This window comes from Dokdonella aquatica (assembly GCF_051987395.1).
Classification (GTDB): domain Bacteria; phylum Pseudomonadota; class Gammaproteobacteria; order Xanthomonadales; family Rhodanobacteraceae; genus Dokdonella.
The window spans coordinates 722,052-745,004 of record NZ_CP197094.1; the positions used below are offsets into that span (position 1 = coordinate 722,052).

The 22,953-nt window shown below is 64.7% G+C and carries 23 protein-coding genes; 4 read left to right on the forward strand and 19 right to left on the reverse strand.

Translation table 11 applies throughout. The annotated features are described in order from the left end of the window. Positions 1-133: 133 nt before the first annotated feature. From ACQQ2N_RS03205 to ACQQ2N_RS03225, 5 genes are all read right to left on the reverse strand, one after another. Entirely contained in the window at positions 134-592 is a 459-nt protein-coding gene (locus tag ACQQ2N_RS03205) for a hypothetical protein (protein WP_440224234.1), read from the reverse strand. Continuing rightward, complete coding sequence (locus ACQQ2N_RS03210) at positions 582-866, reverse strand: hypothetical protein (protein WP_440224235.1); 285 nt, start codon at positions 864-866, stop codon at positions 582-584. Before ACQQ2N_RS03210 ends, ACQQ2N_RS03205 begins: the two co-directional genes overlap by 11 nt. 97 nt (positions 867-963) lie before the next feature. Next, positions 964-1,275, reverse strand: a complete 312-nt coding sequence (locus ACQQ2N_RS03215) for a hypothetical protein (RefSeq protein WP_440224236.1) — start codon at positions 1,273-1,275, stop codon at positions 964-966. Between the two features lie 57 nt (positions 1,276-1,332). Then, positions 1,333-1,713, reverse strand: coding sequence for a hypothetical protein (locus ACQQ2N_RS03220; RefSeq protein ID WP_440224237.1), 381 nt, complete (start codon positions 1,711-1,713; stop codon positions 1,333-1,335). A 4-nt stretch (positions 1,714-1,717) separates the two neighbouring features. Further along, positions 1,718-2,089 (reverse strand): hypothetical protein, encoded by a 372-nt coding sequence (locus tag ACQQ2N_RS03225; RefSeq protein WP_440224238.1) that lies wholly within the window; start codon positions 2,087-2,089, stop codon positions 1,718-1,720. Here ACQQ2N_RS03225 and ACQQ2N_RS03230 point away from each other — a divergent pair. Further along, complete coding sequence (locus tag ACQQ2N_RS03230) at positions 2,088-2,456, forward strand: hypothetical protein (protein WP_440224239.1); 369 nt, start codon at positions 2,088-2,090, stop codon at positions 2,454-2,456. The genes ACQQ2N_RS03225 and ACQQ2N_RS03230 overlap by 2 nt on opposite strands. 88 nt (positions 2,457-2,544) lie before the next feature. Here the strand turns inward: ACQQ2N_RS03230 and ACQQ2N_RS03235 are convergent, their stop codons facing one another. From ACQQ2N_RS03235 to ACQQ2N_RS03270, 8 genes are all read right to left on the reverse strand, one after another. Further along, positions 2,545-2,775 (reverse strand): hypothetical protein, encoded by a 231-nt coding sequence (locus ACQQ2N_RS03235; RefSeq protein WP_440224240.1) that lies wholly within the window; start codon positions 2,773-2,775, stop codon positions 2,545-2,547. 91 nt (positions 2,776-2,866) lie between these two features. Then, positions 2,867-3,247, reverse strand: a complete 381-nt coding sequence (locus tag ACQQ2N_RS03240; RefSeq protein ID WP_440224241.1) for a VOC family protein — start codon at positions 3,245-3,247, stop codon at positions 2,867-2,869. A gap of 136 nt (positions 3,248-3,383) precedes the next feature. Next, complete coding sequence (locus ACQQ2N_RS03245) at positions 3,384-3,656, reverse strand: hypothetical protein (RefSeq protein ID WP_440224242.1); 273 nt, start codon at positions 3,654-3,656, stop codon at positions 3,384-3,386. Positions 3,657-4,098: 442 nt separating this feature from the next. Further along, the gene (locus ACQQ2N_RS03250) at positions 4,099-4,524 is read right to left on the reverse strand and encodes a hypothetical protein (RefSeq protein WP_440224243.1); all 426 of its coding nucleotides are present in this window, start codon (positions 4,522-4,524) and stop codon (positions 4,099-4,101) included. A 64-nt stretch (positions 4,525-4,588) separates the two neighbouring features. After that, the gene (locus tag ACQQ2N_RS03255) at positions 4,589-4,792 is read right to left on the reverse strand and encodes an integrase core domain-containing protein (protein ID WP_440224244.1); all 204 of its coding nucleotides are present in this window, start codon (positions 4,790-4,792) and stop codon (positions 4,589-4,591) included. A 333-nt stretch (positions 4,793-5,125) separates the two neighbouring features. Continuing rightward, entirely contained in the window at positions 5,126-5,578 is a 453-nt protein-coding gene (locus ACQQ2N_RS03260) for a hypothetical protein (RefSeq protein ID WP_440224245.1), read from the reverse strand. 78 nt (positions 5,579-5,656) lie between these two features. Beyond that, the gene (locus ACQQ2N_RS03265) at positions 5,657-5,986 is read right to left on the reverse strand and encodes a hypothetical protein (RefSeq protein ID WP_440224246.1); all 330 of its coding nucleotides are present in this window, start codon (positions 5,984-5,986) and stop codon (positions 5,657-5,659) included. Between the two features lie 728 nt (positions 5,987-6,714). Continuing rightward, on the reverse strand, positions 6,715-6,948 hold the full coding sequence (locus ACQQ2N_RS03270; RefSeq protein ID WP_440224247.1) for a hypothetical protein: 234 nt from the start codon (positions 6,946-6,948) through the stop codon (positions 6,715-6,717). A 420-nt stretch (positions 6,949-7,368) separates the two neighbouring features. Here ACQQ2N_RS03270 and ACQQ2N_RS03275 point away from each other — a divergent pair, with 420 nt between their 5' ends. Then, positions 7,369-7,602, forward strand: coding sequence for a hypothetical protein (locus ACQQ2N_RS03275; protein ID WP_440224248.1), 234 nt, complete (start codon positions 7,369-7,371; stop codon positions 7,600-7,602). A gap of 384 nt (positions 7,603-7,986) precedes the next feature. Here the strand turns inward: ACQQ2N_RS03275 and ACQQ2N_RS03280 are convergent, their stop codons facing one another. The 3 genes from ACQQ2N_RS03280 to ACQQ2N_RS03290 all read right to left on the reverse strand — a co-directional run bounded on the left by ACQQ2N_RS03280 (position 7,987) and on the right by ACQQ2N_RS03290 (position 11,427). Then, positions 7,987-8,310, reverse strand: coding sequence for a barstar family protein (locus tag ACQQ2N_RS03280; RefSeq protein ID WP_440224249.1), 324 nt, complete (start codon positions 8,308-8,310; stop codon positions 7,987-7,989). A 140-nt stretch (positions 8,311-8,450) separates the two neighbouring features. After that, complete coding sequence (locus tag ACQQ2N_RS03285; RefSeq protein ID WP_440224250.1) at positions 8,451-8,915, reverse strand: DUF5063 domain-containing protein; 465 nt, start codon at positions 8,913-8,915, stop codon at positions 8,451-8,453. Positions 8,916-9,801: 886 nt separating this feature from the next. Continuing rightward, positions 9,802-11,427, reverse strand: coding sequence for a POT-type proton-dependent oligopeptide transporter (locus tag ACQQ2N_RS03290; RefSeq protein WP_440224251.1), 1,626 nt, complete (start codon positions 11,425-11,427; stop codon positions 9,802-9,804). A gap of 270 nt (positions 11,428-11,697) precedes the next feature. On the opposite strand from ACQQ2N_RS03290, the gene ACQQ2N_RS03295 reads away from it, so the two are divergent. Next, positions 11,698-13,632 carry an OPT family oligopeptide transporter gene (locus ACQQ2N_RS03295; RefSeq protein WP_440224252.1) on the forward strand — a complete coding sequence of 645 codons (1,935 nt, stop codon included), beginning with the start codon at positions 11,698-11,700 and terminating at the stop codon, positions 13,630-13,632. A 358-nt stretch (positions 13,633-13,990) separates the two neighbouring features. Here ACQQ2N_RS03295 and ppc read toward each other — a convergent pair whose 3' ends face one another. The 3 genes from ppc to ACQQ2N_RS03310 form a co-directional block, all read right to left on the reverse strand. Continuing rightward, positions 13,991-16,720, reverse strand: a complete 2,730-nt coding sequence (gene ppc, locus ACQQ2N_RS03300; RefSeq protein ID WP_440224253.1) for a phosphoenolpyruvate carboxylase — start codon at positions 16,718-16,720, stop codon at positions 13,991-13,993. Positions 16,721-16,800: 80 nt separating this feature from the next. Further along, positions 16,801-18,156 carry a 3-oxoacid CoA-transferase gene (locus ACQQ2N_RS03305; RefSeq protein WP_440224254.1) on the reverse strand — a complete coding sequence of 452 codons (1,356 nt, stop codon included), beginning with the start codon at positions 18,154-18,156 and terminating at the stop codon, positions 16,801-16,803. 465 nt (positions 18,157-18,621) lie between these two features. Next, positions 18,622-20,628, reverse strand: a complete 2,007-nt coding sequence (locus ACQQ2N_RS03310) for an amidohydrolase family protein (protein ID WP_440224255.1) — start codon at positions 20,626-20,628, stop codon at positions 18,622-18,624. Positions 20,629-20,791: 163 nt separating this feature from the next. Between ACQQ2N_RS03310 and ACQQ2N_RS03315 the strand changes: the two genes are divergently transcribed. Next, positions 20,792-22,948, forward strand: coding sequence for a M3 family metallopeptidase (locus tag ACQQ2N_RS03315; protein ID WP_440224256.1), 2,157 nt, complete (start codon positions 20,792-20,794; stop codon positions 22,946-22,948). Positions 22,949-22,953 lie beyond the last annotated feature (5 nt).

Consider the following 22,953-nt stretch of genomic DNA (forward strand, 5'->3'; position numbering starts at 1 on the left):
CAGGACGTGCGCACCATTCTTCGAGAGCGCGCACCAGGACTGGATAGACTCTTCCACTTTGCATCGCGGGTCCAATCCTTGAATCAAGCCGATTCGCTAGACGGTGCCGGCGTGGACGAATGACCGGACGTGGTCACTTGATACTGCAAGTGTCGGCATGAGCACCGTCCGACCTGACGTAAGTAGAGGTACTTCCGGTCCTTTTGCTGTACAGAAACAGCTTGTCGAAGCCTGAAGAAGAGGACAGTTCGATGGGGATGGCGTAACCGTTTGCATTGGCAAGCAGCGACACAGCCCGCTCCGAGTGCCTGTGCCGGAACTCGGTGCTTCCCTTGGCACGAATGACAAGACCGGTTCCATCAGCGTTGAACTGCAAGGTATCCCTGGGGCTATGGTCCGGGTCTTCGCATAGAACCCAGTTGCCGACAAGCCAGTCTGGCTTGGGTGCCGCACGTTCCGAGGCCACGGCCGTCGCCGCAGACATCAGCAACAACACTCCGACTGCACGTTTGCAGAAATCCATGGACACCTCCAGAACCGAGTCGGCCGCGTTGCGGAGCAACGTCGGCTTGAACGAACCGTCAGGCTTCATCTGCCGGAATGTGCTGCCTTACCCAGGCATCTACCGGGGAAGCTCGCTCCGCAACATGGCCAGTCTCGAGATCGGCGCACTCGACGAGTGACGGATCGCGTGTGGCGAGATGCGCCACATGCACGTAGTAGAAATCGTCCGCTCCGTCGTGGTCCGTGCAGCCGCATGCGAAGTTCCAGCCATCCTGATCGTGTGCCACCAGCAGGATCGGCCGCGATGCATCCAGGACATGGCTGCATATGATGGCGCCCATATCCGTCGGAAAGCTTCTCATGAGGCATGACGCCGGAGCCGAGCGGCGGCATGAGGGAACGAGTCCTTGGGACTTGAAGGCAGAATCGCGACCGTCCGCTTGAGCGCCTTGTCGGGCATTACAGACCCTGCCAGTAAGACGCCGCGCCGGCGAAAGTCGCCGGCCTCGATCGGTACGCAAACTCGTCGGGGATCGCGAGATCCTGACGGCGAACTCGATAGCCCGTGCTGACCTTCACGTAGTGCGCAAAGTAGTGATACCCGGTGTCGCTGCCGAGATACCACAAGGTACTGATGCTGCCGATTCCACGGTACTGCGCCAGATGCTGCGGAGAGACGATGCTGCCCCCTCTGACACTGGTCATGAAACCAGAGCAGCCCGTCGCGATGATGAGATACCCAAGACCAAGCGCCATCGAGACGTTCTTCATGTTGCCCAACCCCCTGGTCAAGCCGACCGGTGAAGCCGGATCGGCATGAATGAACCATCAGGCAGCATCGTCTTCGACGGCCTCGTCATGGCTGCAGATGGACTCCACTAACGGCAATGGCGCCGGATCCTCGGAGTAGGTGTAGACCTCGAGGCCGGAAAGCTCTCCCTCCAAGGCCCAGACAATGAGACCCAACGACTCACCGCCAGGGGCCTTTGCAGCGGCCTCCGCGACTACCCGGGCGGTCCGTCCTCGAACAGGCACGCGAAAGTCCACCGAAGCGCACCCGCAGCCGCAGCGCCCGACCACCTGAAGCGCTCCGATCTGGCTGGCGAAGTCCATGGCAGAAGAATCCGTCGCAGCCACGGCCAAAGCACGCCGCACCACGGCAGCCTCGGCCTCCGATATTGCCCTGACGGTCGCGGAAGATCTGGGCATGCTCCTAATCCTCGAGACGAGCGACATCACCGGGGCGGTGAGCCCGCCCAGATGATGCCTCCTCCACGGATGAGTCAGGCACTTCGGCGAACACACCGGCGTACCAGATCGCTGCAGGGGAGCGGAACCACGTCGTATTCGACGTGTTCTCGAACTGCGCGAGCTCGCTCAACCTTCCGCCGAACCGGCTGTAGAGGGCAATGAGTTCGCGCAAACTGGCCTGGCTGATTCGCCGCGACTTGAGACTGACATGAAGCTCGCGCCCCACACCGCGCACTGCGACCACGCCGGGAATGCTCTGCAACCAGGTGAAGAACGCGGCCTCGTCACCAGCCGAAAGGTAGGTCATGGGGGCCTGCCACACCAGGGTTGCCATGTTCCGCATCACTCCAGATCAGCACTTTGCAACGCAACGCCGGATTGAACCGTCAGGTTTTCCGCGCCATTGCCCGGAGCTCGTCCTCGACGGCTTCGCGATTGTCCTGGATGAACGCATCGAGATTTCCGCCGACGTTCCTCGACTCCATCTGCGCAAGAATGGCGTACGCCTCTTCCCGTCTTGCCTCGGGCCCCAGGTGCTCCTTGGCGAAAAGCTGACGAAGATCCTCGACACGAGCGGTAAGGAACGCCTGCAGCTCCGTGGCACGCTCCATGGCACATTCGTCGAGGGACAAGCCCCGGGCCTTCCGCCGCAACAGAAGCGCGCCGAACACCAGGATCACCAGGGCCACGACGAGAACTGACGAGGAATACATGATCCATCCTTTGCGGTCCAACACCTGAGTCGAGCGCCACGTAGAGGCGTCGACGTTTGATGAATTGTGCTCGTGACTACTGCCACGTCCACAGATTTCTTGCGGCGGAAATCAGCAGGAACAGCCCGGCCAGCCCGAAGGCGACAATGCAGAACTCGGCAACCCAGCCGGTATAGGTAACCCCTTTCATCTCGAATGATGGAAGTCCGGAAGATAGCCATGCAAGTGCACGAGACCCGGAGCAGAGCACGAGCACGGCTCCACCAAGCAGCATCATCCATTGGGTCATGCGATCAGTCTTCGACATGTGCTGCCTGACATTCGGTCTCGACGGGCCAAGGGCGTCCACTGCGCATGATCAAGCCGCGCCGTGAAGCAGCGCAGGACGTTGTGGATTGTCAGGGCGCACCGATGGGATGCCTAATGCGCCACAGAACACCGCTCGGATCAGAGAGCGTGAAGTCTCTCATGCCCCAGGACCTGTCCTGCACGTCGCTGAAGGAGACTCCGTAGTCTCGGGCAATGTCCAGAGATTCGAGATGCGTGTGCCAGTCATCTGCGCTCTTGACCAGAAAGTGCATCTGGAAATGGTGTGCGTGCTCTTTGACGAAGAAGTTCTGCAGAAGAAAGCTTGTCTCTCCATGGCGGAGGTAGGCCAACTCGCCAGATGACCATCCGACCGTAAAGCCCAGTCGTTGGTAGAAGCGCAACGAGAGCTCGAAGTCCTGTGCCGGGACGAATGCCTTGATCTCGACGGCCTGAAGATCGCTTGAGGTCATCTGCGCTGTACACCTCGACGCCATAACTCAGTCGAGTTGTAGCGGGCCGGAAGGCAGGCAGCAAGCTCTACCAGCCGCCTCACTCACACACCGGTGCAACGTCGGCGACGAAGACCCGTGAGGCCACCCGCCACACCTAAGAACCAGGTGGCGCCCCAAGCACGTGGAGGACGAGTCGCATGACGTGAGCGGCACGAGACAGCAGGAGCAGCACGCCGGTCAGGATGGTGGAACCCGCAGAAGAACTGCCGGGCCTCATGTGGCTGTCCCAGTAGGACCCGGCCAGGCCGAAGAGAAGCAGGACAGCGCCGATCGCGATTACCGCGAGACTCAGGACGCCCTTGAGCCAACTCGGCAATGGCAACAGGAGCGAACCCCAAGCCACCAGGACGAGCACGACGTACTCCATGGGCTGCTCCCGACTACCGACGTACGGCCTGACGCCTGAGTCAAGCTGCGCCGCGAAGCGGCGTCGACTTGAATGATTTGCCAGGTTTCTTTCCGACCATCTTCACGAGCTCTCGCTCCACCTCTTGGGGGGCGGGCTGAGCCACCGGGTGATGTAGATTAGGATGGCGAGAGGAACTCCGAGTGCCGGGGCGATCCAAAGGTTCGCAGTGCGCTCCAGCTGGGTGACCAAGTCCTCACCGAGATTGGCAATCAGACCCATTGCGGCGAGCACGCCGGTCCACACGACCATCTCCTTCAGGACTTCGCGATTGAAGAGGCCGAACGGTCGTTGTTGCTTGAGTGAAATCGCCCACGGCTCTCGCCACTTCATAAAAAACCCTAATGCCATTGCTCGGGCGCGTTCACTTCTCACATCACCTGCCGCGATGTTCTGGACGATTCTATTTGACCTCGCGTGGCTCAACGATTTCGCCACCCATGAGAACCACAACTGAAAAGCGAGAATTCATGACCATGGAACCGTCCAGATCGCCGACGAAATCAAAGGTGTAGTACCAACGATCGGGCGCACGCGAATTGCCGGACGAGAACAGGCCGTAGCTGCGAAGCTTGAAGGAGGAAATCTTGGGGAATGACCTTTTCAACCAATCGTATGCACGTTGATGTGCTGCTGGCATATCCAGGGGTGGAGAGTTTTTTCCGTCGAATATCCATTTGGGCGTCTTCAGGAAATGGGCATCCGAGACATACCAGCCGATCTGCGTTCCGTCCGCTTCGTTAGAAGAGCGAATGGGATACTCGGCCGTACCAGCCGCATCTGCACCACAGGCTGCCAACAGCAGTAATAACCAAAGTCCTTGCTTCATTCTTCCCTCATTTGGGACTTCCCTCGAAAAAATTGACACCGTTGAGTTAGGCGCATCGGCGCTCTTAGTCGACGGGGCTCCGGTAATCCAGTGCCGAGTGTAGGCGCTGGCGATTGTAGAAGTCGACGTAGCGGCTGATCGAAAGCCGCAGGTCGCGATCGGTGGCAAACACGCTGCGGTGATAGAGGTCGGACTTCATCGTCTTGTTCCACGACTCCATGTGCGCGTTGTCGTTCATGCGATGCGGTCGGTTCACGGACTGCACCATCCCGGCACGCTGCAGGGCGTGCCTGAAGTGACCTCGCGCAGCGCCTTCAGCTCGGCTGCGGCCTGCTTGTCCACTTCGACACCCTTGCTCACGATCTCACCCTCGCGTGCCAGCCTGCGCCAACGAGACAGCATGAAGGGAGGATGTGAAGCGACTCGGCAACGTCTCGCACCGAGACGCCCGGCAGCTCGCTCAGGCGTACGGACGTGGCCTTGAAGTTGTCGCTGTAACGGGTTGTCGTGCGTGGACCTGGACGGGGCATGGGCACTCCTGATCGTTAGGTCAGGGTGTCCACCAAACCGAAGGAACTACCGTGTCGGCTTGAATGAATTGTTAGGCCGCACCCAATTTTGAGGCGGCGCCCATGATGCGGTCAATCTCCGCTGCGGTTGTCCAATCGACCCGCGGCTGCTTTAAGGCAAGTACGTCCACGATGTCGCTTGCAGAGAGAATGCAGTAATGGGTCGGGATATTATTGAATGTTTCTGCTTGCATCGAGCTAGCGGCCCACGCTGAGTCCTGTACTTGCAGAAAAGGGAACGTCCAATAGCCGCCCGAAGACTTCGGAAGCGACATCGAGTCGGACTCTCCTGGCCACTTATGAGAGAATTCCTTGTGGGTAGTGACAGCCTCAAAGTTATCAAAGCGTAGAACGAGCAAGTTCCCATCCGCGAACTCACCATCACAAACGATAGTCATTGCTCCAGCACTATGCTGAAGAATAAATACCCCGGCCAGAAACTCTGGCACGTGCTGGATCGGTAACCATGGAATGAACGTCTGCATGAAATTATCTGTGCGCCCTAACGTTGGAGATAACCGGAAGCAACCGGCTTGTCGGGTGATGTCCGGTTGATTGACTTGTTAGGCCGCACGCTCGAAACCAAAGAGTGGCATTGCAATGGCGAACAGGCTAAGAAGAGCAGCAATAAGACCGAGGCGTAGAACCATGACTTTGTGTTCCTTAAGACTGCCTGGCTTCCAGCGATCTTGGATGAACATGCCTAGTAGGAATGCGGGAAAGGTGGCCAAGGCACCACCGAACCACATGCTCTCGAACCAGTGAGAGAAGCGAGGAAGCAAGAAGCCGAGCGCAGCTCCCAACACTTGAGCTCCGAGAACGACAACTGACAAAGCCCGTATTGGCTCAAGATCGCGCCAAGAGTATGAAAAGCCAAACTGTGACTCCTTCATGTCTTGTCCGACTGGATAGCGGTCATGGTGGCCTAACGGTTGAGTTGAGCGGCGCGCGCGCCGCAGTTTGGGCTTGGCACTTTATCGCGCCCGCGTCCGCTCGAACGAGGTGTTAGGCCGCTCGCCCTCATTGGTAGTGCTCGTTGCTAAGGCCGCGTTCTAGAAGCTGTGACGACGTGGCCGCGACAAAGGAATCGGTCCCTACAGCACCGCACCCGGGACAGATAGGCGAGTTGGATTGCTGGAACCGAAGGTCTCCAGCGATGCCACGGAAGAAGGTGCCCGTCTCTTGGCACTCCGCCGCGAGCCCACCGCACTTTCGACAAGCCACAATTATGGGCCCACCCTGGCCACAGCACGGGCACGTCTGCTTGAGCGTCCAGATGGGAGTGTCGATTTGCACGAGCGTGCGGCCTAACGTCCGAAATAAGCCGCACCGCGAAGCGGTGTCGGCTTGATTGAGTTGTTATACGCCGCGGCGCCGGCCGGAGCCAGCAGCAGGACAGCGCGCCACGATGGGCGGGAGGCCAGTAGCAGAACCAGCCTGCGATACCAGTGGCTGGCGATGGTGCTGCTGCACAAACCAGAGTTGAAAATGACCAATGCCTTTGGCAGAGAGCCTGACGATTGCAGTCCAGTCATCCTTGACCTCCTAGAACTCATTGTCTGACCACGTATAACGCCTGAATTAAGCCGCGCCGCGAAGCGGCGTCGGCTTGAATGAATTGTTAGGCGGCTACCCCGCGCTCTATGAGCACGAAATCCTCAGCCGTCTCCGTTGTGTAATGCACAAGGCCTGCAAAGTCTGTGTGGACCATGATGCCTGCGCCAAGGTACGCCCAACCATCCTCGCCTGGGAGGTACTCGCTTGTGTCCATTGACGCGATGACACGGCCACGGTAGTCGCCGTCAATCTGGATGACGTCACCTGGCTTGATGTCTGTGCCATCCGCGTACTTCATGCTGCCGCCTAACGCCTGAATTAAGCCGCGCCGCGAAGCGGCGTCGGCTTGAATGAATTGTTAGGCATCGCAAAGCCTGCGTAGCTTGAACAGGGCTTGTGAGTGCCTCTCGGAAACTAGGCCAATCGATGGATGATAGCGAAACCCCGACCGATCTAAAGCCGCAGCCTCCAGCGCCAGCCTGGCCGCCGAGCGTGCAGCTGGCGGATCGTGTTGCGCGAAGATTAGCGCCCGTGCAGCGTGATGCTTGAAATGGTCAACGGGGAACATGAGCTGACTCTCCGAGCTAGTGAGCATGCCCATGGCTTGGTCAAAGCGGTCTGTGACGTCATTAACGGCTATTAGGTAAGGCAGCTCTAAGTACGCACCTGTACGCAGGTTGGGGAATACTCGCTCCCGTTCCAACGCTGCTTCATAAGCTTGGAAAGCCAAATCCAGCTGGCCGAGTGCGAGGAAAGCGGTGGCGCGGTCTACGTAGGCCTGCGCGTTATCAAAGTCATCTCCGAGCGCAAAGTACCGATCAAGAAGCTCAAGCGCTATCTGCGGCTCTATGCTCGCCAAGGTACAGGCCTGTATCCGAAGGTACTGGCTCTTTCGCCGCGCACGCTTCAGCTTTTGCTCAAACGCAAGTGCGATCTCTTCGTTCCACTCTGAGTTTCGGAACCATGAGTTGTCTGCCATTGCGATGCCTAACGCCTGAATTAAGCCGACCCGCGAAGCGGGTTCGGCTTGAATGAATTGTTAGGCATGCGCAGCGAGAACGCTTGCATGCCGCTCACTGGGCAAGCCTGCTGTCTAGTTTTTCCATCAACTCGTCGAGTCTTGGCGCAAGGCCACATGCACAGACTCGCTTTTGCTCGTCCCAAGCGTTCGCATCGATCCCTGGGCAATCCCCGTCGTGCTCGGCGTAAGCGAGTATGAACCTACGAAGCTCGATTGTTAGTGGGTCACGATCCATAGACTTTACCAAAGCATGCCTAACGCCTGAATTAAGCCGTCCTGCGAAGCGGATTCGGCCTGAATGAATTGTTAGGTGGCTCACGCATGGAATGCGAGCGCTAGAACTGGAGCATGACCGGCCTCAATGCGGCGCCAGTTGACGAAGGCAGAGCATTCGACAAGCGCGGAGAATAGTTCAGGGCAACGGGCTTTGAAGTCTTGAGCATGGTCAATGACGAGCGACAGTGCTTGGCCAGAATCAATGTGCACGGTGGTCATACCTGATCCCGGATCATCCAGGTTGGAAAGACAGTCGATCCAAGCGTCCATGTTGTGACCGTAGAAGGATGGAAAACCAAAGGCAGCAGAAAATACGATGTGAAAAGATTCAGCGTCTACGATTCTTTCTGCGTCAATTCGCATTACTACCTCTGAGCCGCCTAACACCAGAGTTCAGCCACGTTGTAGCGGGCTGGGAGGCAGGTGGCAAGCTTTACCTGCCGCCTGACTCATAGACCGATGCAACGTCGGCTGCAACGACTCGTTAGGCGCCAAGCCGAGGTCTATGAGCGCCAGCATTGAATCGCGTACAGCGCACTCGTGGCGTGGCGCCCCCAGTGACTTCGGAAGGATTCCCGCCACTCCCATGCAGCGGCTGCTCCGTTCCCTTTGTCGTAGAGGGCCAGGCCGGCCCGCAGATCTCTCCATACGTCAGCAAGGTCGTCCGCCAGATCGCCGGTAACGGGCTCAGGTGATTCTAAAATCGACGGCTCAGCGAAAGTTGCGTAGTAATTGAATGGCAACGACGAAAGTCTCTGGTACACCGCGACCCACTGCTTATGCTCCAGCCTCGGCGCGTCCTCGTCATCGAAGAGCTCGGGCAACTCGTTGACTTGAGCGCACAGTTTTGAAAGCAGAAGAGCAGCGGTCTCCGCTTCTAGATCGGGAGATGCCGCAAAGCCTTCTATCCACGCACAGTAAGCGCGAGCGGTACTAACGAAGTCTTCCAGCCGCTGCGTGTCGTCCATGGCGCCTAACACCAGAGTTCAGCCGCGTTGTAGCGGTGATTGGGACTGGTGGCAAGCTCTATCTGCCGCCTGGCCCAAGCGCCGATGCAACGTCGGCTGCAACGACTCGTTAGGCGCCGCCGGGGATCCCGATAGAAGCGGACTGTTCCACGTTTCGTCTGCCGAGGTTACCTAACGACTCGGCTCTGCGTGACGCCCCTCTATCTCATACCCATCTCTAGTTCGCATCCTTACGACGCAAGTATTCGGCGTACGACGCTGGCCAGCGTAAGCAAACTCCGCCTGAGCGAACATTACATAAGAGGGATCTATGTCCTCTTTCGCAATAAGCTCAGCGAACTTGGCCGGAAGCGTAGCTGAGTTGCCGACGTCTGCGGCCGCGAGGAGGGAGACCATGATGCAACCAAGGCCAGACTTCCGTTGCTCCAGATCTCGTTCCGGAGGATGAAATCCGTTCCCACTCAGCGCGTAGTGCGCCAAGCTATTGGCAACGCTGCGAAGTCTTTTAACGCCGGGCATGGTGGTAGCGCCTAACTACAAGTAGACCCCGAACCCGGGGAATAGCACGCATCGTTCAGCAGCCGGGCGACGCTGTCAACGTTCAAGCGCCGCGAAATCAAGACTTTGCGCTTGGGCGCCTCGATGAACGCGCCCGGGATATCCTGCGGAAACGACGTGATAAATGATATCGCCTCAGAAACGGGTGATATCGCGACAGCTGCCGCCGACGAAGATGGCAGCCCGATGTCGACACGTTAGTCGGCGGTGGCTATCGGAAGGAACCACAGAGAGGCACACCGACCGATGAGACAGCGCGCATGCCGTTCAGCCGAATGGCGGTCGAGGACACCCGGCCCGCGTTATCGAGCCGGGTGAGGACACCCCCTCACGCCACGCGGTAGTTGTCCTGCATCGGGTAATTGCGCGCGTAGGCCGCGAAGGCCAGTGCGGCGAGGAACGCGAAGCCGGCGAAGAAGAACATCAGGAACGCGGGCTCGCTCAAGCCCGTGTTGGTGATCATCGCGCGGAAGCCGTCGTTGCGGACGCCGGCGTTGGTGAGCAGCACCCACAGGCTGCCGAACGTGCTGGTGAGGTACCAGAACGCCATGATCACGCCCTTCATCGCATGCGGAGCCTGGCTGTAGGCGAACTCGAGCGCGGTCGCGGAGACGAGCACCTCGCCGAACGTGAGCAGCAGGTAGGGCAGGCTCTGCCAGGCGAGCGAGACTTCGGCGCCGCTGTCGATCCACAGCTGCAGCACGCCGGCGACGATCCACGACACGCCCGAGAACGCGATGCCCCAGCCCATGCGGCGCAGCGGGGTCACCGTGAAGCCGAGGCGGCGCAGTCCCGGATAGAGCACGATGTTGTTGAACGGGATCAGCAGCATCACGAGCAGCGGGTTGAGCGCCTGCATCTGCGCGGCATCCTTGATGAGCCAGCTCGGCCACCACCAGGTGTCGTGCGGGATCACCATCGTGTTGCCCTGCAGGATCCACGTCGAGGCCTTCTGGTCGAACAGCGACCAGAACGGCGTGACCAGCGCGAAGACGATGAGGATGCGTAGCACCGCGCGCACGCCGTCGACGGCGGCATCGGGATGCGCACCACGCGCACGCTCGAGCTGCAGCGAAGCACCCCAGCCACCGAACGCGATCAGCACGCCGAGCGACAGGCAGGCCGTGATGACGAAGCCGAACGCGTCGGGCCACGGCAGCGGTGCGCCGACGGCCTTGAGTGCCCATGCCGCGAGCATCGCGACCGATGCCGCCACGCCGGCCCAGGCGATCATCGCGCCGGTGCTGCCCTCGCCTTCTCTGCGCGTGCGCAGCGCGGTGCGGATGACGTTGAGGAACGAATGCGGATCGGCACCCGACGGCGGCACGTTGACGTACTGGCGGCGACCCATCCAGAAGATCAGCGTGGCGATGAACATGAGTACGCCCGGGATGCCGAACGCGACGGCAGGGCCGTAGTGGCGCAGCAGCAGCGGCGCGAACAGCGACGCGAAGAACGAGCCGAAGTTGATGATCCAGTAGAACGCGTCGAAGACGAGCTTCGCCTTGTCCTTGTTGCGCTGGTCGAACTGGTCGCCGCAGAACGACACCACCAGTGGCTTGATGCCGCCCGAGCCGAGCGCGATCAGGAACAGGCCCGTGTAGAAGCCGTAGGCGTGGTTCTCGAACAGCGCGAGGCAGGCGTGGCCCGCGCAGTAGATCAGCGAGAACCACAGCACCGTGTTGTACTTGCCGAAGAAGCGGTCGCTGAGCCAGCCGCCGAGCAGCGGGAAGAAGTACACGCCGATCACGAACGTGTGGAAGATGTCCTTGGCGACACCGGCGCGATCCGCATCGGGCAGGTACTGCAGCAGCACCGAACTGATCAGGAACGGCACGAGGATGTTGCGCATGCCGTAGAAGCTGAAGCGCTCGCAGGCCTCGTTGCCGATGATGTAGGGAATCTGGCGCGGCATGCGCGCGTCGGACGAGGTGGCCGTGGCGGGTGCGGTCATCTTCTGGGGATTCGGTCGCGAGGGGGATGCGCGCTACTATGCACGGCGCGGCGCGTGGCGGGAACCTTCGGGACTCTTCGCGCCGTGTCCGAACATCCGGCGCGCGGGCGTGAAGGCGCTGGATCCCGGCCTGCGCCGGGATGACGGAGGCTTATCCGAGGGCTCGGGCCTTGCTCACGCTCCGGATCGCCTGCCGCGCGTCCAGCCGCAGACGTGCAGCACCGCCACCATCCATCCGCCGAAGGAACGGCACCGCCACGGGGAGTCCTGATGAGCACCACCAAAGTCCCGCAATTGACCGTCCGCGCGGTCGTCCTGTCGATCGTGCTGGTCGTCATCCTCGCCGCGGCCAACACCTACCTCGGCCTGTTCGCGGGCATGACGATCGCCTCGGCGATTCCCGCCGCGGTCGTCTCGATGGGCGTGCTGCGCCTGCTCGGCGGCGGCACGATCCTCGAGAACAACATCGTGCAGACGGGCGCTTCGGCGGGCTCGTCGATCGCCTCGGGCGTGATCTTCACGATCCCGGCGCTCGTGATCCTCGGCTACTGGAACACGTTCGAATACTGGTGGGTGTTCACGATCGCGGGCCTCGGCGGCCTGCTCGGCGTGATCTTCTCGGTACCGCTGCGCCGCTCGCTGATCGTCGACCAGGGCCTCGCATTCCCGGAAGGCAAGGCTGCCGCCGAAGTGCTCAAGACGGGTGAGAACCCAGGGCAAGGTATCAAGACCCTCGGCATCGCCGCATCGCTCGGTGGCCTCGCCAAGCTCGGCGCCGAGGGCGGCCTGCGCCTGATTCCCGATGTCGCGTCGTCCGCGACATGGCTCGGCAAGGGCATCGCCTACATGGGCACCAACCTTTCCCCGGCGCTGCTCGGTGTCGGCTACATCGTCGGCCTCAACATCGGCATCGTCGTGCTGCTCGGCGGCATCATCGGCTGGAACATCGCGATCCCGATCTACAGCACGTTCTTCCTCGACGGCGACCCCGTGCTGGCCGCGCGCGTTGCCGGCATGAGCGCCTTTGACACGGCCTGGGAGATCTGGTCGGAACAGATCCGCTACCTCGGTGTCGGCGCGATGCTGATCGGCGGCATCTGGACGCTGATCTCGTTGCGCAAGTCGCTGTTCTCGGGCATCCGCAGCGGCTTCGAGGCGACGCGCTCGGATGCAGGCGCGACGCTCGCGCACACCGAGCGCGACATCCCGATGAAGTTCATCGGCATCGGCCTCGTCGTGTTCACGCTGCCGCTGCTCGCGCTGTACCAGAACATCGTCGGCCAGTGGACTGCGAGCATCCCGATGACGATCATCATGATCGTCGCGGGCTTCCTGTTCGTGTCGGTGTCGGCCTACATGGCCGGCCTCGTCGGCTCGTCGAACAATCCGGTCTCGGGCATCACGATCTCGACGATCCTGTTCGCCGCGGGCGTGCTGGTACTGCTGCTGGGTCGCGATTCGAACATCGGTGCGGTCGCCGCGATCATGATCGGCGCCGTCGTGTGCTGCGCTGCGTGCATCGGCGGCGACAACCTGCAGGATCTCAAGGCCGGCCACATCGTCGGCGCGACGCCGTGGAAGCAGCAGCTCATGCTCGCGATCGGCGCGATCTCATCGGCGCTGATCATGGCCCCCGTACTCAACCTGCTCATCGCGGCGAACGGCATCGCGGGGGCACCAGGGGCCGAAGCCTTCCCGCGCCCCATGGCGGCGCCGCAAGCCAATCTCATGGCCTCGGTGGCCAAGGGCATCTTCGGCGGCCAGTTGCCTTGGCCGACGATCGGAGTCGGCGCAGGCATCGGCGCGCTCATCATCGCGATCGATTCGTGGCTCAAGTCGAGCGGCAAGAGCTTCCGCATCCCGGTGCTCGCCTGCGCGATCGGCATCTACCTGCCGATCGAACTCATGGTGCCGATTTTCCTCGGTGGCCTGCTGTCGTGGTTCGTCGAGCGCCGCAAGGGTGGCGCCAAGACCGAGGAAGAGCACGGCCGCCTGCATCTCAAGGGCATGCTGTTCGCGGCCGGCCTCATCACGGGCGAGGCGCTCATGGGCATCTTCATCGCGATCCCTGTCGTGGTGACCGGCGACAAGAACGTGCTCGCGCTGCCCGACTCGCTGCACTTCGGCGGCTGGCTCGGCCTGGCCCTGCTCGCCTTCATCGCGATGCTGCTGTACCGCGCCGCGGTCAAGCGCGATCCGGCCTGATCGTTTCCAGGTGACGGCGGAATCCGCTGCGCGGGTTCCGCCCTACCCGAGCGCACGTCTCCGCGCACCGCAGGTTCGCGTAGGGCAGAACCGCCGAAGGCGATTCCGCCGTGCCCCGCGACATCATCTCGTACCGTGTCGTGGCGCATCCGTACAGACGTCATGCACGGGAGCTCGACGATTGCTCAACTTCGGCTCACTTCACGGCGGAATCCGCTGCGCGGGTTCCGCCCCACCCGGGCAGGTATGACCCCGTGCGATGCGGATCGTGACGCTTGCGTAGGGCGGAACCGCCGCAGGCGATTCCGCCGTCACCGCACGCTCGTGACACACGCGACGGTGCGCGCGAGCCCGAACATCAACCCGTATTCTGGATGCCCGCCGAGATGCCGTTGACGGTCGCGATGAGGCCGTGCAGGAGCTCGTCGTCGTCGCGATCGGCCTCGCGCCAGCGCGAGAGCAGGTCGACCTGCAGCAGGCTGATCGGATCGACGTAGGGATTGCGCAGGCGGATCGACTGGCGCAGGCGCAGGTCGTGGGCGAGCAGCTCGTCCTCCTGCTTGAGCTCGAGGATCGCGCGGCGCGTGCGTTCGAACTCGGCCGAGATGTCGGCGAAGAACGGCGCGTGCAGGTCGCCGGCGAGCCGCGAATAGCGCTCGAAGATCGCGATGTCGCACTTGGCGAGCACCATCTCGACGTCGTCGACGAGCTGCGCGAAGAACGGCCAGTCGCGCGTCATCTCGGCGAGCTGCGCGCGCCCGAACGTGGCGATGCCGTGGGCGAGTCCGCTGCCGACGCCGTACCAGCCGGTCAGGCCGCAGCGGTTCTGCGACCACGCGAAAACCCACGGGATCGCACGCAGGCGATCGATGCCACCGGTGCCGCCGCGGCGCGACGGGCGCGAGCCGATGCGCAGGCGCTCGATCACGTCGATCGGCGTGGCCGCGCGGAAGTAATCGGGGAACGACGGGTTCTCGTGCACGAGCGTGCGGTAGGCACGGCGTGCCTCGGCCGCGATCAGCGTGGCCATCGTGCGCCAGGCCTGTTCGCGTGCCTCGGGCGGTCGCGGGCGCAGCGTGGCGCGCAGCACGGCGCCGGTCATCTGCTCGAGGTTGCGCAGCGCGAGCGCGCGGATGCCGTACTTGCGGTGGATCACCTCGCCCTGCTCGGTCAGGCGCAGGTGGCCGTCGACCGAACCGCGCGGCGAGGCGATCACGGCGCGCTCGGTCTTGCCGCCGCCGCGGCTCGCCGAACCGCCGCGGCCGTGGAAGAACACGATGCGGATGCCGGCCTCGCGCGCGAGGCGCGTGAGCGCGATCTGGGTCTGCTGCAGCGCCCAGCGCGAGGCGACGAGGCCACCGTCCTTCGCGCTGTCGGAATAGCCGAGCATGACGATCTGGCGATCGCCGCGCGTGGCGAGGTGCGCGCGGTACAGCGGGTCGGCAAACAGCGCGCGCACGACGCTCTCGGCGGCGTCGAGGTCGGCGACGGTCTCGAACAGCGGCGCGACATCAAGCGGCACGCTGTCGTCGTCGCAGGTGCAGCCCGCGATGCGCGCGAGCGCGAGCACGGCGAGCGCATCGGCCGCGCTGCGGCTCATGCTGATGATGTAGGGACCGAACGCGCGCGCGCCGTAGCGCGGGCGCAGCTCGGCGACGGTGCGGAACACGGCGAGCGTGCGGCGCGCCGTGTCGTCGGTGCTCGCGTCGATGCCGCGCGGGTTGCCGATCAGCTCGCCTAGGCGCCTCACGCGCGTGGCGACATCGTGGTTCGCCCAGCCCTCGTCGCCGAGCAGCGCGGCGAGCGCGGCATCGTGCGAGGAGGATTCCTGGCGCAGGTCGAGCGTGGCGAGGTGGAAGCCGAACGTCTCGATGCGACGCACGAGGCGGCGCACCGCGAACCAGCCCGCGTGACGGCCGCGGTGCTGGGCGAGGCTGTCGGCGACCACGCGGATGTCGGCGAGGAACGTCGCCGCGTCGGGATAGCCACCTTCGCGGCCGCGCTCGGTCTCGCCGAGGCGTTCGGCGACGAGCTGCAGCAGCTGGCGATACGGCATGTCCTGCTGGCGCGAGCGCAGGCGCGCGGCGGCCTTCGGCAGCAGCGCGCGGTAGACGTCCAGACGCGCGAGCACATCGGCCGAGCACGGCACGCGCGAGACGGTCTGGCTGAGCAGGCTCGCGAGCGCGAGCACCTCGCGGCGGTACAGCGCGACGACCTGCGCACGCTGCGTCGCCAGCGTCGCGGCGATCGTCTCGGCACCGACATTCGGGTTGCCGTCCATGTCGCCGCCGACCCACGTGCCGAAGCCGAGCACGGCCGGAAGATCGGGCGCGTCGCCGGCCTCGGCGAGCGCGTCGGCGAACACTTCGTAGAACACCGGCACGACGCGGTAGAGCACGTCGGTGAGGTAGAAGCCGACGTGCTCGAGCTCGTCGGCGACGGTCGGCTTCTCGAGTGCGAGTTCGGCGGTCTGCCAGGCTGCGGTCAGCGCGAGGCGCATGCGCTCGAGGTCGGCACGGCGCTCGACCGGGGTGCGGCTGCCGTCGATGTCGGCGACCAGCGCGCGCACGACCTCGTGCTCCTTCTCGAGCAGCGCGCGACGCACCGCCTCGGTGGGATGCGCGGTGAACACGGGTTCGATGCGCAGGCGCGACAGGCACGCGGCGACATCCTGCGCGGAGACGCCGTCATCGCGCAGGCGCGCGAGCACGTCGCGCAGGCTGCCGGGCTGTGCGGCGGCGCCGGACATCTCGTAGGCACGACGGCGGCGGATGCGGTGCACGCGCTCGGCGACGTTGACGGCCTGGAAATAGGTCGAGAACGCACGCACGAGGGCGCTCGCATGCGCGACGTCGGCGCCGGTCAGTTCACGCTCGAGTTCGGCGGTGGCTGCACCGGTCTCGCGGCGATGGATCGCGGCGATGCGGATGCGTTCGACCTCGTCGAGGAAGGGCTGGCCTTCCTGCTCGGCGATGATGTCGCCGACCAGCGAACCGACGCGGTTGACGTCGTCGCGCAACGGCTGGTCGGTCTCGGGAAGGTCGATGGAGCGCAGGCTGTCGGCGGCGTGGCGGGCGTGTTCGTTCATCGCCCAAGCCTAGCGTGTTGCGCTGCGCCATCAAAGCGCGACGCGGGCCGCAACACGCGGCCCGCGCTGGAAAAAAGGTATCAGACGAGACCTTCGGCGACCTCGAACGCGCACTCGGTCTTGGCCTTCACCTCTTCCACGGTGACGCCGTCCTGCAGCTCGATGAGGCGCAGGCCCTTGCCGCGTTCCACCTCGAACACGGCGAGGTCGGTGATGACGAGGTCGACCACCTGCTTGCCCGTGATCGGCAGCGTGCAGGTGTTGCGGATCTTCGGCGTGCCGTCCTTCGCGGTGTGCTCCATGAGCACGACCACGCGCTTGACGCCGCTGACGAGGTCCATCGCGCCACCGGGACCCTTGACCATCTTGCCCGGCACCATCCAGTTGGCCAGGTCGCCGGTGCCCGAGACCTCGAGGCCGCCGAGGATCGACAGGTCGATGTGGCCGCCGCGGATCATCGCGAACGAATCGGCGCTCGAGAAGAAGCTGCTGCCCGGCAACGCGGTGATGGTCTGCTTGCCGGCGTTGATGAGGTCGGGATCGACGTCGCCGTCCTCGGGGAACGGGCCGATGCCGAGCAGGCCGTTCTCCGACTGCAGCGTGACGTCCATGCCTTCGGGGATGAAGTTGGCGACGAGGGTCGGGATGCCGATGCCGAGGTTCACGTAGAAGCCGTCCTGCAGCTCCTTCGCGGCGCGGCGCGCCATCGCCGTGCGCACCGGGCTTTCCTTGCCCGTGTTGGCGCCCTGCACGGTGCGGAACTCGATGCGCTTCTCGTACGAGGGACCCTTGATGAGGCGGTCGACGTAGATGCCCGGCACGTGGATCTGGTCGGGATCGAGCGAGCCGACCTCGACGATCTCCTCGACCTCGGCGACGCAGACCTTGCCGCAGGTCGCGATCATCGGGTTGAAGTTGCGCGCGGTCTTGCGGAACACGAGGTTGCCGAGCGCGTCGCCCTTCCACGCCTTGACGATCGAGACATCGGCCTTGATGCCTTCCTCGAGCACGTACTCCTTGCCGTCGAAGACCTTGGTCTCGCGGCCGTCGGCGAGCAGCGTGCCGAACGCGGTGCGCGTGTAGAAGCCCGGGATGCCCGCACCGCCGGCGCGCAGGCGCTCGGCGAGCGTGCCCTGCGGCACGAGCTGCAGCTCGAGCTCGCCGGCCAGCACCTGGCGTTCGAATTCCTTGTTCTCGCCGACGTAGGACGCGATCACCTTCTTGACCTGGCGCGTCTTGAGCAGCGGGCCCATGCCGAAGTCGTCGACGCCGGCGTTGTTGCCGACGATGGTGAGGTCCTTCGTGCCGGCCGCGAGCAGCGCGCCGATGAGGTTCTCGGGGATGCCGCACAGGCCGAAGCCGCCGGCGGCGATCGTCATGCCGTCGAACAGCAGGCCGTCGAGCGCCTCCGCGGCGCTGGCTTGGATCTTGTTCACGCGATGCTCTCGTGCAGGGGAACCGGCCGCCAAGGATACCCGCTCGCCGGGTCGGGCGGCCGCTGTACGAAGGTACAGCGGGCCGACGCCATGTCGCCGGGATGCGCGAGGGGCCGGAGAACATTCCCCGCGGGCGAGGCTGCCTGCACACACGCGTTCGTCGTTCGCGCGCCTCCTCTCCCCCGGCGCCTCTCCCGCGAGGGGCGAGGGGCGAGGGAGGGACACGCTGCGCCGGGGCCATGCGGGGCGTTCCCGCACGTGCGCTGTCGTCCCGGCGCAGGCTCACTACCGTCCGGCTCCCCACCATGCGGAGACCCGCGGTCGTCCGAGCCAACGCCAGACTCCCCTCTCCCCTTGCGAGAGAGGGACTGGGGGAGAGGGGTGCGGCAGCATGATTCCGTTCGACGTCGTACGTCTCCGCCTCCTCGAGGGACCCGGTGCGGATCGCACCGGGCATGTCGTCGATCAGCGCGGCGCGGGCTGCACGCCGACGCTGCGGAACAGCGCGTCGGCGTCGTAGAGGCGGTCGCCGCGGATCGTCGTGGCGACCTTGCGGATGTCGGCCATGACCACGGTCGGGTCGCCGTCGACGAGGATCAGGTCGGACACGTAGCCCGGCGCGACGCGGCCGTACTCGGCCTCGCGCTTCATGACCTTCGCGCTGTCGTGCGTGGCGATGCGCAGCACGTCCTTCGGCGGGATGCCGGCCTCGACATAGAGTTCGAGCTCGCGCGGCAGGGTCATGCCGGCGAGGTTGTCGGTGCCCGGCACGATGCGCACGCCGCTGCGGTACAGCACGCCGACGTAGTCGACGAGGCGCTGGTAGGAATCGCGGTACAGCGCCTCGGAACCCGGCGCGATCGGCAGGCCGCCCGAGCCCGAGCGCATGCTGCGCTGGACGGTCGGCGGGAAGCGGTCGATGATCGCCGACATGCCCGGGCCCGGCACGCCGGGACGGCCGAGGAACATGTCCTCGAACGTGCCGACGGTCGGGTCGACGACGATGTCGCGCGCCTTGAGCAGGCCGATGAACTCGCGCACGGGCGCCGAGCCGAGATCGAGCTTCGCAGCGTGCTGCGCGACCGCGGTGAAGCGCGCGGGGCTGCGCGTGTCCTGCACGATGTCGAACAGGAAGTTCAGCACGAGCATGTTGATGTGCTGGATCTCGTCGGCGCCGCCTTCGACGAACTGGCGCGCGGTCATGAACGCGGGCACGTGGCCGCTCACGCGCAAGCCCTTCTCGTGCGCGGCGCGCGCGATCACGGGCATGAGCTCGGGCTTGATCGAGCTGTAGATCTTGATCTGCTCGTGGCCGCTGGCCGCGTACATCGCGACCGCATCGACGGCTTCCTTCTCGTTGTCAGCGAGCGTCTTGATCGGGCCTGCGTACGGCCCGCGTCCGTCGATCACGCCGGCGCGGATGATGCGCGGCCCGAGGTCGGCGCCGGCCTCGATCGCATCGATGCGACCCTTGAGCGCCTCGAGGTTGTTGGCGAGATCGCGGATCGTGGTCACGCCCGAACCGAGGTTGAGCGGACCGTCGGCGCCGGCCGAGTAATGCGTGTGCATGTCCCACAGGCCCGGCATCAGGAAACGCCCGCCGCCTTCGAGCACTTCAGCGCCCGCCGGCAGCGCGCGGTCGGCCGCGTCGATCGAGACGATGCGGCCCTTGTCGATGAGCACGGAGCGACCGTCCACCACCTCGCCCGACGGCGGATCGAACACGCGCACGTCGCGGATCAGCAGCGGTTTGGCGAGCGTGCGCGTGAGGGACGCGGCGCGCTCGCGGGCGAGGCGCTTCTCCTCCTTGTCCTGGCGTTCGCCGAGGCGCGCGAGCGCGCCTTCGTGACCTTCACGGACGAAGGACATCCAGCTCGACCAGCTCGCGAAGAAGCGCTGGTCGGCATCGAGCCAGACGTATTCGGGCTGCAGGCCGAGTCCGCTGAGCATGTAGAGCGTGACGGTGCCCTTGCCCTTGACCTTCTCGGTGGCGACCTTCTCGATGCGCGCCTCGCCGGCCGGCAGCAATGCGAGCTTGCCGCCCGGTGCCTTGAGCAGCGCACGCACGAGCACGACGGCTTCCTCGGGCTGCATGTTGAGCGGCAGGTAGAACGCCGGCGCCGCGAGCTCGCGCGTCTCGTCCTCGGCGTTGTTCTTCCAGCGGTAGCGCGCGCCGTCACGCGAGAACGTCTCCTCGACGGCGCCCTTGAAGTAGTCGTTGCCGGTCGCGCGCGACGACAGCGGAATGCCGTCGGCACCGATGCGCAGCGTGGTCTCGAGCTTGGGGCCGCGGCCACGGTCGTTGTACTCGTAGCGCGCGACGAGGCTACCGTCGTCGGCGTAGCGCGCCTCCGAGGAACCGGCCGGCTGGCCGAGCAGCAAGGCCTTGCTCTTCTCGACCCGTTCGGCCGCGGAGGCGCCGAAGGCGGCGAGGCCGGACAGCAAGGCGAGCACGAGACGCGTCGTACGCATGGCGATTCCCCGATCGATGGTGGCCCGACCCTAGCCGGGTCGTGCGGGCCGTGAACGTGCCGGAAGGCGGGTGCGCAATGGCCCATGCCCGCAAGGCCCGCTTGCGCGACAATGCGCGCCCCGCGGCGCTGCGTGCCGCGCCCTCCAGCCTGAAGGCCTCCCCATGCTACGTCCCTGTCTCGCCGCCTGCATCGCCGTGGTGCTGGCCGGCTGCTCCGGCGGCGATCCCGCCCCCGCGCCGACCGCCGAAGCGCCCAAGCCCGCCGCCACCCAGGAAGCCACCCGCGTGAATCCGCTGCTCACCGCCAGCACGCTGCCGTTCCAGGCGCCGCCGTTCGACGCCATCCAGGACACCGACTACCAGCCCGCGATCGAGCAGGGCATGCGCGAGCACCTCGCCGAGATCCGCGCGATCGCCGACAGCACCGAGGCGCCGACGTTCGCGAACACGATCGAGGCATTCGAGCGCAGCGGCGCGACGCTCGAGCGCGCCAGCCGCACGTTCTTCTCGATCGCGCAGGCCAACACCAACGACACGCTGCAGAAGGCGCAGACCGAACTCGCGCCGAAGCTCGCCGAGCACGGCGACGCCGTGCACCTCGACGCCAAGCTGTTCGCGCGCCTCGAGGCGATCCACGCCGGCCTCGCGACGGGCGGCTACGACGCGCAGCAGGTCGCGCTGGTCGAGCACCTCTACCGCGACTTCGTGCGCGCCGGTGCCAAGCTGTCGGCGGAGGATCAGAAGGCCGTGCGCGAGCTCAATGTCGAGATCTCGACGCTCGAGACCGACTTCTCGCAGCGCCTGCTCGCCGCCACCAATGCGGCCGCCGTGGTCGTCGACGACGCGGCCCAGCTCGAAGGCCTTTCGGACGCCGAGAAGACCTCCGCTGCCGATGCGGCCAAGGAGCGCAAGCTCGACGGCAAGTACCTGCTCGCGCTGCAGAACACCACGCAGCAGCCGGTGCTCGGTTCGCTCGCCAACCGCGACCTGCGCCTCAAGGTGCTCGAGGCGTCGGAGAAGCGCGCCAGCCACGGCGACGCCAACGACACGCGCGCGATCGCGCTGCGCCTCGCCGATCTGCGTGCGCAGCGCGCCAAGCGCCTCGGCTACGACTCGTACGCGGCCTATGCGCTGGCCGACCAGATGGCCGAGACGCCGGCCGCGGCCGACAAGCTCATGACCGACATGGTGCCCGCCGCGACCGCGAAGGCGCGTGGCGAGGCTGCCGCGATCCAGAAGCTCATCGACGCGCAGAAGGGCGGCTTCAAGGTCGGCGCGGCCGACTGGGACTACTACGCGGGTCAGGTGCGCAAGGCCGAGTACGACCTCGACGATGCGGCCGTGAAGCCTTACTTCGAACTCGACCGCGTGCTCAAGGACGGCGTGTTCTTCGCCGCGACCGAGCTCTACGGCATCACGTTCAAGGAGCGCACCGACCTGCCCGTCTACCACCCGGACGTGCGCGTGTTCGACGTGTTCGACGCCGACGGCTCGCCACTCGCGCTGTTCTATGCCGACAACTTCGCGCGCCCGAGCAAGGCCGGCGGCGCCTGGATGGACGTGTTCGTCGAACAGAGCGGCCTGCGCGGCACCAAGCCGGTCGTGTTCAACGTCTGCAACATCCCCAAGCCCGCCGCTGGCCAGCCCGTGCTGCTGACCTGGGACGAGGTGACCACGCTGTTCCACGAGTTCGGCCACGCGCTGCACGGCATGTTCTCGAACGTGACCTACCCGAGCATCGCGGGCACCAACGTGCCGCGCGACTTCGTGGAGTTCCCGTCGCAGTTCAACGAGCACTGGGCGCTCGATCCGAAGGTGTTCGCGCACTATGCGCGCCACCACCAGTCCGGTGAGCCGATGCCGCAGGCGCTCGTCGACAAGATCGTCAAGGCGCGCGCGTTCAACCAGGGCTACGCGACCACCGAGTACCTCGGCGCCGCGCTGCTCGACATGGCCTGGCACACGCTGCCGGTCGGCGAGGTGCCGAAGGACGCCGACGCGTTCGAGGCCGAGGCACTCAAGCGCTTCAAGGTCGACGTCGCGCAGGTGCCGCCGCGCTACCGGACGCCGTACTTCGCGCACATCTGGGGCGGCGGCTACGCGGCCGGTTATTACGCCTACCTGTGGAGCGAGGTGCTGTCGCACGATGCGTTCCAGTGGTTCGTCGAGAACGGCGGCCTCACGCGCGCCAACGGCGACACGTTCCGCCAGCGCATCCTGTCGCGCGGCGCGACCGAGGCGTTCGCGGGCCAGTACCGCGCGTTCCGCGGCAAGGACCCGAGCGTCGAGCCACTGCTCGAGCACCGCGGCCTGAAGTGACGTGA

Coding starts and splice junctions, on each gene's coding strand:
- ACQQ2N_RS03205 (WP_440224234.1), bottom strand. CDS start 592: ATGAAGCCTGACGGTTCGTTCAAGCCGACGTTGCTCCGCAACGCGGCC.
- ACQQ2N_RS03210 (WP_440224235.1), bottom strand. CDS start 866: ATGAGAAGCTTTCCGACGGATATGGGCGCCATCATATGCAGCCATGTC.
- ACQQ2N_RS03215 (WP_440224236.1), bottom strand. CDS start 1,275: ATGAAGAACGTCTCGATGGCGCTTGGTCTTGGGTATCTCATCATCGCG.
- ACQQ2N_RS03220 (WP_440224237.1), bottom strand. CDS start 1,713: ATGCCCAGATCTTCCGCGACCGTCAGGGCAATATCGGAGGCCGAGGCT.
- ACQQ2N_RS03230 (WP_440224239.1), top strand. CDS start 2,088: ATGTTCCGCATCACTCCAGATCAGCACTTTGCAACGCAACGCCGGATT.
- ACQQ2N_RS03225 (WP_440224238.1), bottom strand. CDS start 2,089: ATGGCAACCCTGGTGTGGCAGGCCCCCATGACCTACCTTTCGGCTGGT.
- ACQQ2N_RS03235 (WP_440224240.1), bottom strand. CDS start 2,775: ATGTCGAAGACTGATCGCATGACCCAATGGATGATGCTGCTTGGTGGA.
- ACQQ2N_RS03240 (WP_440224241.1), bottom strand. CDS start 3,247: ATGACCTCAAGCGATCTTCAGGCCGTCGAGATCAAGGCATTCGTCCCG.
- ACQQ2N_RS03245 (WP_440224242.1), bottom strand. CDS start 3,656: ATGGAGTACGTCGTGCTCGTCCTGGTGGCTTGGGGTTCGCTCCTGTTG.
- ACQQ2N_RS03250 (WP_440224243.1), bottom strand. CDS start 4,524: ATGAAGCAAGGACTTTGGTTATTACTGCTGTTGGCAGCCTGTGGTGCA.
- ACQQ2N_RS03255 (WP_440224244.1), bottom strand. CDS start 4,792: ATGGTGCAGTCCGTGAACCGACCGCATCGCATGAACGACAACGCGCAC.
- ACQQ2N_RS03260 (WP_440224245.1), bottom strand. CDS start 5,578: ATGCAGACGTTCATTCCATGGTTACCGATCCAGCACGTGCCAGAGTTT.
- ACQQ2N_RS03265 (WP_440224246.1), bottom strand. CDS start 5,986: ATGAAGGAGTCACAGTTTGGCTTTTCATACTCTTGGCGCGATCTTGAG.
- ACQQ2N_RS03270 (WP_440224247.1), bottom strand. CDS start 6,948: ATGAAGTACGCGGATGGCACAGACATCAAGCCAGGTGACGTCATCCAG.
- ACQQ2N_RS03280 (WP_440224249.1), bottom strand. CDS start 8,310: ATGCGAATTGACGCAGAAAGAATCGTAGACGCTGAATCTTTTCACATC.
- ACQQ2N_RS03285 (WP_440224250.1), bottom strand. CDS start 8,915: ATGGACGACACGCAGCGGCTGGAAGACTTCGTTAGTACCGCTCGCGCT.
- ACQQ2N_RS03290 (WP_440224251.1), bottom strand. CDS start 11,427: ATGACCGCACCCGCCACGGCCACCTCGTCCGACGCGCGCATGCCGCGC.
- ACQQ2N_RS03295 (WP_440224252.1), top strand. CDS start 11,698: ATGAGCACCACCAAAGTCCCGCAATTGACCGTCCGCGCGGTCGTCCTG.
- ppc (WP_440224253.1), bottom strand. CDS start 16,720: ATGAACGAACACGCCCGCCACGCCGCCGACAGCCTGCGCTCCATCGAC.
- ACQQ2N_RS03310 (WP_440224255.1), bottom strand. CDS start 20,628: ATGCGTACGACGCGTCTCGTGCTCGCCTTGCTGTCCGGCCTCGCCGCC.
- ACQQ2N_RS03315 (WP_440224256.1), top strand. CDS start 20,792: ATGCTACGTCCCTGTCTCGCCGCCTGCATCGCCGTGGTGCTGGCCGGC.